Origin of the sequence: Kitasatospora arboriphila (genome assembly GCF_039528095.1) — a bacterium.
Lineage (GTDB): Bacteria > Actinomycetota > Actinomycetes > Streptomycetales > Streptomycetaceae > Kitasatospora > Kitasatospora arboriphila.
On the sequence record NZ_BAAALD010000031.1, the window covers coordinates 41,431 to 54,151 of the forward strand.

Annotated in this window: 12 protein-coding genes and 1 tRNA gene; 6 read left to right on the forward strand and 7 right to left on the reverse strand. The window is 70.7% G+C overall.

What is annotated here, in order from left to right; all coding sequences use genetic code 11:
* Positions 1–35: 35 nt before the first annotated feature.
* Positions 36–1,781: a methionine--tRNA ligase gene (gene metG, locus ABD353_RS17675; RefSeq protein WP_344624574.1), complete on the reverse strand. Its 1,746-nt coding sequence runs from the start codon at positions 1,779–1,781 to the stop codon at positions 36–38.
* A 172-nt stretch (positions 1,782–1,953) separates the two neighbouring features.
* On the opposite strand from metG, the gene ABD353_RS17680 reads away from it, so the two are divergent.
* The gene (locus ABD353_RS17680) at positions 1,954–3,120 is read left to right on the forward strand and encodes a damage-control phosphatase ARMT1 family protein (protein ID WP_344624575.1); all 1,167 of its coding nucleotides are present in this window, start codon (positions 1,954–1,956) and stop codon (positions 3,118–3,120) included.
* Between the two features lie 85 nt (positions 3,121–3,205).
* Here ABD353_RS17680 and ABD353_RS17685 read toward each other — a convergent pair whose 3' ends face one another.
* The 5 genes from ABD353_RS17685 to ABD353_RS17705 all read right to left on the reverse strand — a co-directional run bounded on the left by ABD353_RS17685 (position 3,206) and on the right by ABD353_RS17705 (position 8,516).
* Positions 3,206–4,039 carry a hypothetical protein gene (locus ABD353_RS17685; protein ID WP_344624576.1) on the reverse strand — a complete coding sequence of 278 codons (834 nt, stop codon included), beginning with the start codon at positions 4,037–4,039 and terminating at the stop codon, positions 3,206–3,208.
* A gap of 657 nt (positions 4,040–4,696) precedes the next feature.
* Entirely contained in the window at positions 4,697–5,026 is a 330-nt protein-coding gene (locus ABD353_RS17690; RefSeq protein ID WP_344624577.1) for a hypothetical protein, read from the reverse strand.
* 30 nt (positions 5,027–5,056) lie between these two features.
* The gene (locus ABD353_RS17695) at positions 5,057–5,212 is read right to left on the reverse strand and encodes a hypothetical protein (protein ID WP_344624578.1); all 156 of its coding nucleotides are present in this window, start codon (positions 5,210–5,212) and stop codon (positions 5,057–5,059) included.
* Positions 5,213–6,785: 1,573 nt separating this feature from the next.
* The gene (locus ABD353_RS17700; protein WP_344624579.1) at positions 6,786–7,991 is read right to left on the reverse strand and encodes a helix-turn-helix transcriptional regulator; all 1,206 of its coding nucleotides are present in this window, start codon (positions 7,989–7,991) and stop codon (positions 6,786–6,788) included.
* Positions 7,992–8,153: 162 nt separating this feature from the next.
* Positions 8,154–8,516, reverse strand: a complete 363-nt coding sequence (locus ABD353_RS17705) for a GntR family transcriptional regulator (RefSeq protein ID WP_344624580.1) — start codon at positions 8,514–8,516, stop codon at positions 8,154–8,156.
* Between the two features lie 184 nt (positions 8,517–8,700).
* On the opposite strand from ABD353_RS17705, the gene ABD353_RS17710 reads away from it, so the two are divergent.
* The 4 genes from ABD353_RS17710 (at position 8,701) to ABD353_RS17725 (ending at position 11,960) form a co-directional block, all read left to right on the forward strand.
* Positions 8,701–9,024 (forward strand): hypothetical protein, encoded by a 324-nt coding sequence (locus tag ABD353_RS17710; RefSeq protein ID WP_344624581.1) that lies wholly within the window; start codon positions 8,701–8,703, stop codon positions 9,022–9,024.
* Positions 9,025–9,202: 178 nt separating this feature from the next.
* Positions 9,203–10,624 (forward strand): replication initiator protein RepSA, encoded by a 1,422-nt coding sequence (gene repSA / locus ABD353_RS17715; RefSeq protein WP_344624582.1) that lies wholly within the window; start codon positions 9,203–9,205, stop codon positions 10,622–10,624.
* Positions 10,624–10,833: an excisionase family DNA-binding protein gene (locus ABD353_RS17720; RefSeq protein WP_344624583.1), complete on the forward strand. Its 210-nt coding sequence runs from the start codon at positions 10,624–10,626 to the stop codon at positions 10,831–10,833. The genes repSA and ABD353_RS17720 overlap by 1 nt, the downstream gene beginning before the upstream one ends.
* On the forward strand, positions 10,833–11,960 hold the full coding sequence (locus tag ABD353_RS17725; RefSeq protein WP_344624584.1) for a tyrosine-type recombinase/integrase: 1,128 nt from the start codon (positions 10,833–10,835) through the stop codon (positions 11,958–11,960). The genes ABD353_RS17720 and ABD353_RS17725 overlap by 1 nt, the downstream gene beginning before the upstream one ends.
* A 78-nt stretch (positions 11,961–12,038) precedes the next feature.
* Here the strand turns inward: ABD353_RS17725 and ABD353_RS17730 are convergent.
* Positions 12,039–12,112, reverse strand: a tRNA-Gly gene (locus ABD353_RS17730).
* Positions 12,113–12,432: 320 nt separating this feature from the next.
* On the opposite strand from ABD353_RS17730, the gene ABD353_RS17735 reads away from it, so the two are divergent.
* Complete coding sequence (locus ABD353_RS17735) at positions 12,433–12,654, forward strand: hypothetical protein (RefSeq protein ID WP_344624585.1); 222 nt, start codon at positions 12,433–12,435, stop codon at positions 12,652–12,654.
* Positions 12,655–12,721 lie beyond the last annotated feature (67 nt).

Sequence of the window (12,721 nt, forward strand, 5' to 3'; positions counted from 1 at the left end):
TCCTTCCGTGCGTCCGGCCGGGTCCTGTCACCGTGTCAGGGGCGTCCGTCGCCGGCCCCGCCGCCGAAGCGGGCCGTCCAGCCGGCCAGTTGCTCGTCGGTGACCTTGGCGAAGAGGACGGGCGGGACGGTGAAGCCGGTGCCCGCGGGCAGCAGGTCGAGGGAGCGGGCCTCCTCGGGGCCGATCCAGCGCCGGGTCCGGGCGGCGGAGCCCTCCGGCGCGGCGAAGCAGTCCCGCACCGTCCGGCAGGCGGCCGGCACGAACGGTTCGGAGACGACCGCGCAGAGGTGGATCACGTTCATCGCGGTGCGCAGGGTGAGCGCGGCGCCCTCCGGGTCGGTCCTCACCTGCTGCCAGGGCGCCTCGGCGTCGAGGTAGGAGTTGCCCGCGCTCCACAGCGCGCGCAGGGCGCGGACGGCCTTGCGGAACTCCAGCGCTTCGAGTGCGGACTCGTACCCGGCGAGCAGCTCGGCGGCCCGCTCGCCGAGCCGCCGCTCGGCCTCCCCCGGGGTGCCGCCCGCCGGGACGGTGTCGCCGAACCGCCGGTGGGAGAAGGAGAGCACCCGGTTGACCAGGTTGCCGAAGGTGTCCGCGAGGTCCTTGTTGACCACGGCCCCGAAGAGCTCCCAGGTGAAGCTGGAGTCGTCCGACTCGGGGGCGTGCGCCATCAGGAACCACCGCCAGTGGTCGGCCGGCAGCAGCTCCAGCGCGGCGTCGGTGAAGACGCCGAGCTTCCGGCTGGTGGAGAACTTCCCGCCGTAGTACGTCAGCCAGTTGAAGGCCTTGACCCGGTCGACCTTCTTCCACGGGCGGTGCGAGCCGAGCAGCGTGGCGGGGAACATCACGGTGTGGAAGGGGACGTTGTCCTTCGCCATGAACTGCGTGTAGCGGACGGTGTCGTCGGCCTCGTACCACCAGGACGTCCAGTCCCGGACCTCGCCGGGCGGGGCGGCGTCGGCCCACTCCTCGGTGGCGCCGATGTACTCGATCGGCGCGTCGAACCAGACGTAGAAGACCTTGCCCTCGGCGGCCAGGGCCGGCCAGGTGTCGGCCGGCACCGGCACCCCCCACTCCAGGTCGCGGGTGATCGACCGGTCCTGGAGGCCCTCGGCCAGCCACTTGCGGGCGATCGACGAGGCGAGCACCGGCCAGGAGCCGGCGCGGTCGTCGATCCAGCGCTCGACCTCGCCGGTCAGCGCGGACTGGAGCAGGAAGAGGTGCCTCGTCGTGCGGACCTCCAGGTCGGCGCTGCCGCTGATCGCCGACCGCGGCCGCAGCAGGTCCGTCGGGTCGAGCACCCGGGTGCAGTTCTCGCACTGGTCGCCGCGGGCCCGCTCGTACCCGCAGTGCGGGCAGGTGCCGACGATGTACCGGTCCGGCAGGAAGCGTCCGTCCGCGACGGAGTACACCTGGCGGACGGCCCGCTCCTCGACGAAGCCGTTGGCGTGCAGCTGCCGGGCGATCTCCTGGGTGATCCCGTGGTTCTGCGGCGAGGAGCTGCGGCCGAAGTGGTCGAAGGAGAGGCCGAACCCCTCGTAGACCTCCTTCTGCCGCTCGTGCGCCCGCGCGCAGAACTCCGCGACCGGCAGGCCCGCCTCCTGGGCCGCCAGCTCGGCCGGGGTGCCGTGCTCGTCGGTGGCGCAGATGTACAGCACCTCGTGCCCGCGCTGGCGCAGGTACCGGGCGCAGACGTCCGCCGGGAGCATCGACCCGGCCATGTTGCCCAGGTGCTTGATCCCGTTGATGTACGGAAGCGCGCTGGTGATCAACTGCCGAGTCATCCCGGGCTGCTCCCGTCGGGGTGCGGATGCCGGTGCGGTCGCTCCTCCGGCCACCGTACGCGGCACGGGCACCCGGTGCACGGCGCCGTCCCGGCGCTGCGGGCGGGACTGCCCTAGGGTCGGGGAGGACCGCCGTCCGACCGCCGTCCGACCGCCGAGAGACAGGCCCGCCGTGCCGACCGCACCCGTGATCCGCATCGACGTCCCCGGCTCCTTCCCGTGGGGCGTCTTCCACGAACGGCACCCCGAGCTCGTCCGGCAGGTGCTGGCGGCGCGGCCGTACGGGCCTGCCGAACGGGCCGCGGTCGAAGCGCTGCTCGCCGAGAGCACCGACGGCCTGCTGGAGCCGCCCGGCCCCGCCCTCCACGACCGCGAGGCGTGGCTCGCCCGGGGCGTGGGGCTCTGGGGCCGGCCGTGGAGCGAGGCGCCCTTCCTGTGGGCGGAGAGCTGGTTCCACCGGCGGCTGCTCGACGCCACCGGGTACTTCCGGCCCGGGCCCTGGCACGGCATCGACCCCTACGCGCCCTTCAAGGACGCCGAGCTGGCCGGCGAGGCCGTGGACGGCGAACTCGCCGCCCTCGACGCGCTCGCCGACCTGCCCGAGGAGGAACGCACCCGGGCCCTGCTCTCCTCCGCCCTCTGGGGCAACCGCGCCGACCTCAGCTTCCGGATGGCCGCCGGGACGGAGGGCGCGGCCGTCCCCGACCCGGTCGCCGACGACAGCGAACCGCTGCTGGCCGCACTGGCCCGGGCCCGGGGCGGCACGGTCTGCCTGATCGCCGACAACGCCGCCCGGGAACTGCTGCCCGACCTCGTCCTGATCGACCACCTGCTGGCCGCGGACGCGGCCACCCGGGTCGTGCTGCACGTGAAGCCGCAGCCGTACTTCGTCTCCGACGCCACCATGGCGGACGTCCTCGCCGCGGTCGGCCGCCTCCGTGCGGCGGACGGGGCCGCGGCCCGGGCGGTCGGCGAGCGCCTCTGGCGGGCCGTGGAGCGCGGCACCCTGCGGGTGGCGGCCCACCCGTTCTCCTGCGCGCCGCTGCCCTACCGGGACATGCCGGCCGACCTGCGCGCCGAACTCTCCGGCGCCGCCCTGACCGTCCTCAAGGGCGACCTCAACTACCGCCGTCTGGTGGACGACCGCCACTGGCCGCCGACCACGCCCTTCGCCGATGTGGCGGGCCACTTCCCCTCCCCCGTCGCCGCCCTGCGCACCCTCAAGTCCGACGTGGTGACGGGCCTGTCGCAGGCCACCGTCACCCGTCTCGACACCACCGCCCCTGCCTGGCGCACCGAAGGCACCCACGCCCTCGTCCAACTCCACCCCCGCGCCTAGGAGTTACTTCAGAGGGCACTCGGGAGGTCGGTTCAGGGGCACTGGGGGCACCTGGTGGTGCACCCGTCACCGTCGAGGCATCGCCCTAGCCGGTCGCGGCTGCCGCACCGCTCGCGCTCCGCATGGCGGCACGGACCAGGGCCGCACCCCGCCGGGTGGCCGCCTCGCCGGTGCCGACCGCGACCTGTCTGGCGCCGAGTCCGGCGCAGGCGCGGCAGATCCCGGGCCGCGGCACCGGGTCGTGGCACCTGTCGCACTCCGCGTACCGGGCGACCGCGGGCGGCCGGGCCTCCGGCACCGGGGGCATCTTGCGGGTGAGGCGGTGCCGCAGCACGCCGAACGCCGAGTGGATCGTGGCGGGCAGGCACTGGAGCAGCGCCAGGGAGAGGTCGGCGGGACTGCTGCCCCGTTCCAGCCAGCCGGCGACCAGCGGCGCCAGCCGCAGGGCCTCGGCCCGGCCGAGGCGGAGCCGGGGCTCAGGCCGGATCACCCGGAACAGCACCGACACGGCCTCGTCCGTGCGGTCGTCCGACCGCACGACGGCCCGCCTGCGGGTCGTCGGCCCGGGCTCCGCGAGTACAGGCTCGGCCTCTGTCGGCGAAGGCCCGGACTCCGCCGGTGCGGGCTCGGCCTCGACCGGCCCCTCCTCCGCCGGTTCCGGTTCCAACGGCGGGACAGGGAGGGTGGGTTCTTTTTCCAGGTTCTTTAAAGGAGTGCCAGGTCCACCGCTGTCCGGCCGACCGGACCCCGGAACATCGGCAGCCGGTGCGACCTGCTGCGGCATGTCGTAGACGTGGACCGCGCTGTACCACCTGCCGTCCGCGCCCTGGTGCTTGACGACCCAGTAGTAGCCCGCCGCGGTCAGCTCGCGGAGCGCCTTGGCAACGGCGCTCCGGCCCTCCACGCAGCTGTCGGCCATGCTCCGGCCGTCTTCGCGCCAGCCGTCCTTCCGCGAGAGGAGGTCATTGAGCAGCCCGCGCGCGGCATAACTCAGCCGCCGGTTCTGCAGGGTGACATTCGGCAATACCGTGAAGTTCACTGCCGGTTCGGTACGATGGATGTGCATGGGGAGTGTTCGCTCCTGGTGCCGCGCCCCGGGGTGTTGCCGCACCGCCGGGGTCATCTCTGCCGGTTCGCACGGAACCTAACACACGCACCGTCACACAATCGACACGGTCCGTGTCGCTCGCATGCGAGCACCATTCGATCAACTCCGGTGCCCCGGTGCTCAGTACCCGGGCCCGCGCCGCCCTACCGACGGAAGCGCGACCGCAGCTGCTTGTAGATCTCGTAGCAGGCGAGTGCCATCAGGAGGCCCCGAGCAGGGCCCAGAGCGCGGAGCCGCCGTGCGCCACCGGGACGGGCCGTCGCCCAGCAGGGCCACGGACAGGGCCAACTGGCAGTACGGCACGGTCTTGTCCAGCGGACCGCCGCCCCTGAACGGGTTCTCCAACGCGCCCTCCTCGCCTCAGGGCCCGCACTGTACGCCTCACGGGCGACGCGCCGGACAGCGGATCCGCGAACAGCGGTGGAAGGTCTTGCTGCCGCAGTAGCCCTGCACGGGGCGGGCCGGAGCCTAGGTGTCCTGGTCACCCGGATCGCCCCACCGCGCCCACAGGGCGTGGTGCCAGTCGTCGGCGTCCGGGCCGGGGGGCGACACAACCGGCACCGGGCCGGGGCCCGTCTCGACGAGGTGCAGCAACGTCCACGCGACGCCGTAACAGTCGTCCGGGCCGAAGCACGCCGCCAACGCCGCCGCCTCTTCGGACGTCACCGGCGCGGAGACGGCTCGCAGCTGCGCGCAGCGCCTGTCGATCTCCTCCGCGGTGGAGTTCCCGTCGGGAAGCGGACCGTCCGCGGTGAAGACCTGCACCTCGGGGCGGACCCGAGAACGATCAGCTCCCACGGCGGGTCCGGGCGATGTTCTGACGGAGTCTCATCGGCCGGCCGGGTGCGTTCCGACGCGCGCTCCGGACCGCCGCCCGTTGACGTGGTCCCGCAGTTCGACGACCGTGGTGGCCACGCCGAGGAGCAGGGTCACCGCCGCCAGCGGCCGCCACCAGGCGTGACCGGCGAAGACCTCGGCGCTCAAGCCGGCGAGGCAGATCACTCTCCACAGCACGTTCCGGCACGTGCGTATCCGGGCCTTCATACCCGCCCCTCCCGGTGGCCGTCGGCCGGACTGTACCGCGCGGACTCAGACCTGTTGCACGGCTCCCGGAGAGCCCCGGACAAAGCAGAAACCCCAGGTCATCGACCTGGGGTTTCCTCATGGAGCGGGCGACGAGAATCGAACTCGCGCTCTAAGCTTGGGAATCTCGCCAACTCCTGTCACATGCAACGACTCTGACATGCAGTTTTGCTAATCCGGAGAGATCCACAGCGTGATCGGCGAGGCATGCTGGTTACCGTGATTTACCGCTCATGCCCGTTCCTTGGGGCATGGATAGGGCACGACAATCAGCCCGTGAACAGCTCCGGATGTGGGCAGACCTCCAACGGGTCAGCCGGGCGGTCCGCCCACTTCCACCAGACGTGCCCCTGCCCGCATCCCCAGACTCCGCGGCAGACACGCGCCCCGTCGTCCTCACGCTTGCAGAGCGCCATTGCCCCCATGGACAGGGGCTGCTCGCACTCCGGACAACTCGGCTGCTTCTCCTCGGACGTCATGGCGGGCACCGTACCGCAGGCGCACCCAACAGCCATCCCCAGAACCCCGCCTCCGGAGGGCGGCAGGTGGACACTCCGCGTGACCTGCGTGGATGCCACCTTGGCGCGGGCCAGCGAACTGGCCCGCTGGTGACTCTGACTAGCCGTGGCGTACCGCTTGATCTGGCACATATCTGGCACAGTTCATCAGCTGCTCAGGAGCGGCTGGCTCAACTGGGACGCTGCGCCTTCGCCAGGATGCCTAGACCACAGAGGCCCAAGCAGAGGCCCGCGGTTGTTCCAACCAGCGATGCAAGAGAGTGCCAGTGCGAGCTGATCATCCCGGTTGTGATGCCCAGACCCAGTGTGATCTCACCAGTTCCCCACAACCGTGGCGACGGAACGCGGCCCCTCAACCAGGGAAGCAGCCAGCCACGGGAGACCGCTGCGATGCCCGGCACGAGCGTGAAAGCCCAGGCGGCCACAAGACAGGCCCACTGAAAGGCGCCCATGCAGAACACATCCCCTGACACGTGAGCTGCGGCTCCATGCCGCGTCGCATGGATCTTGCCACGTCACCGGGGAGACGGGAAGACGGCTGCGAGGGCGACGGAACGGTTTTGGCCGGTGTCCTGTCTGGTCCGGGTCCGAGCATGATCGGGGGGCCGTAAGCTGTTGCGACTCGGTCAGGGCTTCTGGGCCTGACCGCAATTTGGCCGAGTGGCCCCCCGTTCTTGCTCGGTGCGGGTCCCGGTCCTGGCAGGTGGGTAAAACCGTGGAGCCGCCCGCCCCCGGCCACGGCGGGTCTGGGACCTCTGCCACTTCCGGCCGCCAGCTCTGGCGCCGCCGGCCGCCGCCGGGAACGGGGCGAAGACAGGAGCGACGGCGAGCGGTGCGGCGAGCGCCGCGAGCGAAGCGAGCCTTGATGAAGTAGCGAAACTCGTAACCACTCCACTCTCACCACCTCCCTATCCCACTCCGGAACCCGTCGGGCTCCAGGCGAGCTGGCATGGCGCTCAGTTCAGTGCGCGGATTTCCTCGACTGCATCCTTGGCCACGAGCGAACCGCGGTAGGGCGGCTGCAGGAGCATGCCTTGGAACCGGTCGAGACGCTTGCCGATCCAGGAGATCTTGCGCTCTTCCGGCAGGTCGAGGATCGGGCGAATCGCAGCCATCCCGCCGTCGAGTTCACCGAGTTGGAGTCGGGCCGTGCCGAGGTAGACATGAGCCAACGCTTCGTCGTCGAGGGATCGCGTCTCGGGCGACTCGGCCTCCCACATCCGGATGGCTTGCGTAGCCTCGCGCTCGGCCCGCTCGGCGTTCTCCCTGCCGTTCAGCCAGATCAAGCTACTGCCGGCGTAGTAGTGCTGCTTGGCCTGGGAGAACTCGAAGAGACCGGGCATGGAATCGGGTATGCGCGATTGCTCACGCGCCGTCTGAGCCGCATCGAGAGCGCTGTTTGCCTCGGTCGAGTTGCCGAGGTTCGCCATGCACTGAGCGAGCCCACAGAGGATTCGAGGCTTGGCCGTCCCACCGGCCGCGTACTGCTCCCCGTCTCGGATGTACTCCAAGGCCCGCTCGTAGTCGCTCTGGAAGCGAGCGATCAGGCTTTGCGTGCCTCGGGTCCAGGCCCGGAGCGCGTTGTCTCCGACTCGATCACCGCAACTCCATGCGGCGCGCGCGTGAGCGACGGCGGCGTCAGGGCTTCCCAGGTCCAGTGCTGCGTAGGCCAGGATGCCTGAGAGGTGTCCGGCGGCAAGGACCAGGTCGTTCTCATCCTCGGGGCGAACACCGCCCTTCTTGATGCGGTCCACCAGTTCACTGCGGAGCTGTGTGGCTTCTGCCAGCATCGGCCCTGGCGGCGTCCCAAGGTAGGCGACGGCCAGGGACCTCACGGCTTCGCCGACGAACCCGGTGTCCGGACGGCTTCCGCAGAGTGCGTCGAGCGTTTCGGACTCTCGCACCGACGCGGCCATGAGGCGCCGGGTCTGTTCCGTCGCACGCTCCTCGTCGTCGGCGAGTTGCCATGCTCGGACAAGCTCGCCGTGTGCTTGAAGGGCCGTGTCGGCGAGTTCGGCAAATGCCCGCGCTGGAAACTTGCCTCCGGTCTCTACGTTGCCGATGTATCCGCGGCTGAAGTGGATCAGGCTGGCGAGATCGGCCAGCGACTTTCCCCGGCTGGCCCGAAGCTCCCGAAGCAGGTTGCTGAATGCGGTCCTCATGGGACCGATGGTTCCGGCTGACGTGCCCACAGTCTGCGCTCCCCCTGTCGCCTGCTTTCGAGTGCGCCATCAGGAGACACCTGCCCCAGTGTCATCACTGATCGGCCAGCGCATCCTTAGATCATCCGAACTGATGTGTGGAGGTGAGGCTGTGAGGGTGAGTCAGGACTGTTCTGCTGCCGCCTGTTCCAGCTTGGCCACTCGCTCGGCAAGCCGCCGAAGCTCTGCTGAGAGGTGGTCGATCTGCTCGTTAACGCTCGGCTCCGACTCTTCCGAGTCCGAGACCTCCGAGTGTGAGCGGACGAAGCTACCCCTGCCGGCGGCCGACGTAATCAGGCCGTCCCGGTCCCGCAGGATGCGAAGTGCCTGCTGCACAGTCATTTCGGCAATACCGAACCGCTGGGCCAGTTCCCGGTGAGAGGGAAGCTTCTGCCCGGGCCGCAGGGCCCCGGACTCGATCTCATCCCGGAGCGTGTCGGCCACCTGCACGTACTTCGGGCGCTCGTCATCGGCGGAAACCTTCATGGAGTTGAGGGTAGCCAGCACCACCTACCTAGGCCACCACATCGCACGCTAGGGGTTGCCCACTAGTCCTCGCTAGTCCACACTAGATTTATCACCGCCAAGCAACTGCAGCGGGGACGGCGCGCTCATGCCGCCAAGCCGACGCGCCGTCCCCTTCGCCCCTCTTCTCAAGGGAGCCTCCATCATGCCTGCAACGCTGGTCCCCTCGCTCTCCCCCGCCTCGAACTCGGCGGTTGCCTGCCCGTCCTGCTTCGGCACGCTGCGGGTCGTCGACCTGGACGGTACGCTGTCCGGCACGGTCGGCCTGTCCGTGCCGTGCGACTGCGTGAGCCACCTGTACGGCCTGGGCGGGGCCTGCCCGTGCCACGTCCGAGTGTGGGCCGAGAACGACGGCCACACCGGCTGGGTGCCGATCCCGCTCGCCGAGGCCACCGACGACAGCCCGTACTTCCGTCCCTGCACCGCCCACGGCGCCCGGCGGGCCGGAGTGCTGGCGGTGGCCGCATGAGCGCCCCGACCACCACCGCCGAGACCACGGTTGTCCTGGTCCTGGACGAACCGTCGGCCACTGAGTCGGGCCGCTGCCCGGAGTGCTTCGGTTGGGGTTTCACCTGGCTCCGCCGCCAGGACACAGAGCCGACTCCCGGGCCCGACTGCCACCCCTGCCACGGGACAGGGACCGCGTGGTGACCCACCGGCCCACCGCCGAGGCGGACCGGCTCGCATTAGCGGACCTGGCCCGCCTCGCCTCCCGCGGTGACCTGCCCAAGCTCCACGAGCAGATCCGCCGTACCGGCGGCTGCGCGAACCCGATCCACCTCAAGGGCTTCCGCACCCTGGTCCACGCCCCGACCGGCGCGGTGTGGCACCGGTACTCGACCGAGCACGAACCCGGCCACCGCCTCAAGGTCGCCTGCGGCAACCGGCGGGCCTCCCGCTGTCCCTCGTGCGCCCGCACCTACTCGGCCGACACCTTCCACCTGATCCGGGCCGGACTCACCGGAGACCAGAACAAGGGCGTGGCCACCTCGGTCCGCTCCCACCCGAGGGTGTTCGCCACGCTCACCGCGCCGTCGTTCGGTCTGGTCCACAACCGGCCCGACATGGGCGCGTGCCGCTGCGGCCTGACCCACCCCGCGGGCGCTTCCGTGCTCGGCACCCCACTCGATCCGGAGCGCTACGACTACGCGCACGCCGTGCTGTGGAACAACCACGCCCCCGACCTGTGGCGACGTTTCACCATCGCCCTGCGCCGGGAAGTGGCCAAGCGCGCCGGACTCACCCGCACCGAACTACCCGAGCACGCCCGGATCTCGTACGGGAAGGTTGCCGAGTACCAGCGGCGCGGGGCCGTGCACTTCCACGCCGTGATCCGCATCGACGGCCCCAACGGCCCGGACACCCCGCCGCCAGCGTGGGCGACCGTGACGCTGCTGGACGACGCGATCCGCGCCGCCGCCCGCACCGCTGGCGTCCCCGTGCCCGGTGCCGGTGACCTGCCCGCCCGGGTCCTCCAGTGGGGCAAGCAGGTGGACGTGCGCCCGATCGGGGCCTTCGCCGCCGGGGAGATCGCCGAACAGGCCGTCGCCTCCTACGTCGCCAAGTACGCCACCAAGAGCGCCGAGACGACCGAGACCGTGGACCGCCGCATCCTGGAGCGTCACGAGCTCGACCGCTACGAGCTCCCGGCGCACACCCGCCGCCTGATCGAGGCGTGCTGGGACCTGGACGGCCTGTACCCGGACCGGCTGCTGGCGCACTGGTCGCACATGCTCGGCTTCCGCGGCCACTTCTCCAGCAAGAGTCCCACCTACTCGACCACCCTCGGCGCGCTCCGCCAGGTCCGCGCCAACTTCCGCGCCGAACAGGCCCGCGCCGACCTCCGGGACCGGCTCCTGGCCGCCGGTCTCCCGGACCTGGACGACCTGCCCGAGGCCGAAACCCTCGTGGTCGCCCACTGGGCCTTCGCCGGGGCAGGCAACAGCCCGGGGGAGTCCATGCTCGCCGCCACCATTGCGGCTGAGCTGCACGAACGACGCACCACCGATCGACAGGAGATGTACGCGCAGCTCGCGCGAGAGGGGGAGGAACTGGCATGGATCGACTGATGACAGTCAAGGAGGTCGCCGAACGCCTCGGCACCTGGGAGACCAGCGGGGAGCGCTTCCCTCGCCGCCTGATCGCAGAACGACGCATCGCCTTCGTCAAGGTCGGCCGACACGTCCGCATCCCCGCGGCTGCGCTCGCCGACTTCATCACCGCCAACACCGTCCAGCCGGTCACCCGGCGGTCCCGTCGGCTGCGGGCGGTGGCCTGATGGCAGGCAAGCGCCGGCAGTTCGGCCGGATTCGCAAGCTCCCGTCCGGCCGCTTCCAGGCTCGATACCTCGACCCGAACGGCCTGCTTCGCCCGGCACCGGAGACGTTCGAGACCAAGGCTGACGCGGATGACTGGCTGGCCGAGATGCAGACCACGATCCGCAAGAAGGACTGGCGCGACCCGGACGCCGGGGCCGTCAACTTCACGAAGTACGCCGAAGCATGGGTCACTGAGCGCGGGCTGATGCCCACGACGCAGGAGCTGTACCGGCGCCTGCTCCGGCTGCACCTCGTACCGACCTTCGGCGAGTGGGACCTGGACGAGATCACGCCGCCGCGCGTCCGGACCTGGCGGGCCGAGCTGCTGGCGACCGGCAAGCCGACGACCACGGCGAAGGCGTACAGGCTGCTCAAGGCCATCATGGCGACCGCCACCGACGACGAGTTGATCCGCCGCAACCCGTGCCGGATCAAGGGGGCTGGCAAGGAGTCGGCCGAAGAGCGTGGGATCGCGACCGTCGAGCAGGTCTACGAGCTGGCCGAGTTGGTGGGCCCTCGCTGGCGCTTGATGGTCCTGCTCGGCGCCTTCACGACGCTCCGCCCGGAGGAACTGGCCGAACTGAGGCGGTCGGACCTCGACCTCGTGGCCGGTACGGTCCGAATCCGCCTCGCAGCCCCCGAGCTGAACACTGGCCGGCGGGCCCTCGGCGAGACGAAGACCGAGGCGGGCAAGCGGACCATCACCATCCCGGCGGCCGTGCTCCCGGACGCCCGGATGCACCTGGAACTGTTCGCCGAGAAGGAGCCGCAGGGACTCGTCTTCGTCGGCGAGAAGGGCGCCCCGTTCCGCCGGACCAGCTTCGGACGGATCTGGCGCAAGGCTCGTGCCATGGCGGGCATGCCGGGCTTCCGCTTCTACGACCTCCGCCACACCGGCAACACCATGGCCGCCGCCACCGGGGCCAGCCTCAAGGAGCTGATGGCCCGCATGGGGCACGCCTCCGTCCGGGCGGCGCTGATCTACCAGCACGCAACCAGCGAGCGGGACAAGAAGATCGCCGACGGCATGGACGCGGAGATCACTCGTCGGCTCGGCCGGGGCACACCCCTGCCGACAGAGGCATAAGGCACGCCGGGGGCACGCGATCCCGAAATTGGTTCAGACAACAAAGAAGCCCCAGGTCATCGACCTGGGGTTTCCTCATGGAGCGGGCGACGAGAATCGAACTCGCGCTCTAAGCTTGGGAAGCTCATGTTCTACCATTAAACTACGCCCGCATCTGACGGCCCGTCATGGGTCGCCCGATCAAGCACCACTGTACCCCATCCGCGGAGCGGCACGGGGCATGGCGTGAACGCGCCGCCGGCCCGGTGCGAGGGGGTCTCCGAGGGGCGTACTGTGTGGGCCGTTCCGGCCGCGCGGGGCGGCGAGCCGCCGCAGGTGATGTCCGGAACATCCCCTAATGTGACGCTGGCGTCCGCGGCGCAGTCCTTCGCCCGGGCCCGCCGCACGGACCGGACGGGCCGGGCAGGCCGGGCGGGCCGCGCCGGGGGCGCGAGGCGGACGGGGACCACGGGGAAGTATGGGAAGGGGATCGATGGAGCAGCGCACCGTCGTTCGTTGTGCCGAGGGGCACCTGTTCAGCACGGCCACGTTCCCGATGCAGAATCTCGGCACCGCCCGGCTCGGCCCGGGCAGACTCATCCGCTGTCCGCAGTGCGGACGCCTGCGGAGTTCGGTGCCGGCCGACGTGAGCGAGCTGTCCGGGGCGCAACTGGCACGCGCGATGCGGCTGGAGGCCGTGGAGTTCCTCGCCTGACGGTGTTCGGGCACGGCCGCGGGGCCCCGGACGACAGGTACCTGATTCGTCCGTGGCCCCGCGTTGC

Coding starts and splice junctions, on each gene's coding strand:
- ABD353_RS17710 (WP_344624581.1), top strand. CDS start 8,701: ATGCCTGCAACGCTGGTCCCCTCGCTCTCCCCCGCCTCGAACTCGGCG.
- ABD353_RS17700 (WP_344624579.1), bottom strand. CDS start 7,991: ATGAGGACCGCATTCAGCAACCTGCTTCGGGAGCTTCGGGCCAGCCGG.
- ABD353_RS17725 (WP_344624584.1), top strand. CDS start 10,833: ATGGCAGGCAAGCGCCGGCAGTTCGGCCGGATTCGCAAGCTCCCGTCC.
- ABD353_RS17720 (WP_344624583.1), top strand. CDS start 10,624: ATGACAGTCAAGGAGGTCGCCGAACGCCTCGGCACCTGGGAGACCAGC.
- ABD353_RS17685 (WP_344624576.1), bottom strand. CDS start 4,039: ATGGCCGACAGCTGCGTGGAGGGCCGGAGCGCCGTTGCCAAGGCGCTC.
- ABD353_RS17705 (WP_344624580.1), bottom strand. CDS start 8,516: ATGAAGGTTTCCGCCGATGACGAGCGCCCGAAGTACGTGCAGGTGGCC.
- ABD353_RS17735 (WP_344624585.1), top strand. CDS start 12,433: ATGGAGCAGCGCACCGTCGTTCGTTGTGCCGAGGGGCACCTGTTCAGC.
- metG (WP_344624574.1), bottom strand. CDS start 1,781: ATGACTCGGCAGTTGATCACCAGCGCGCTTCCGTACATCAACGGGATC.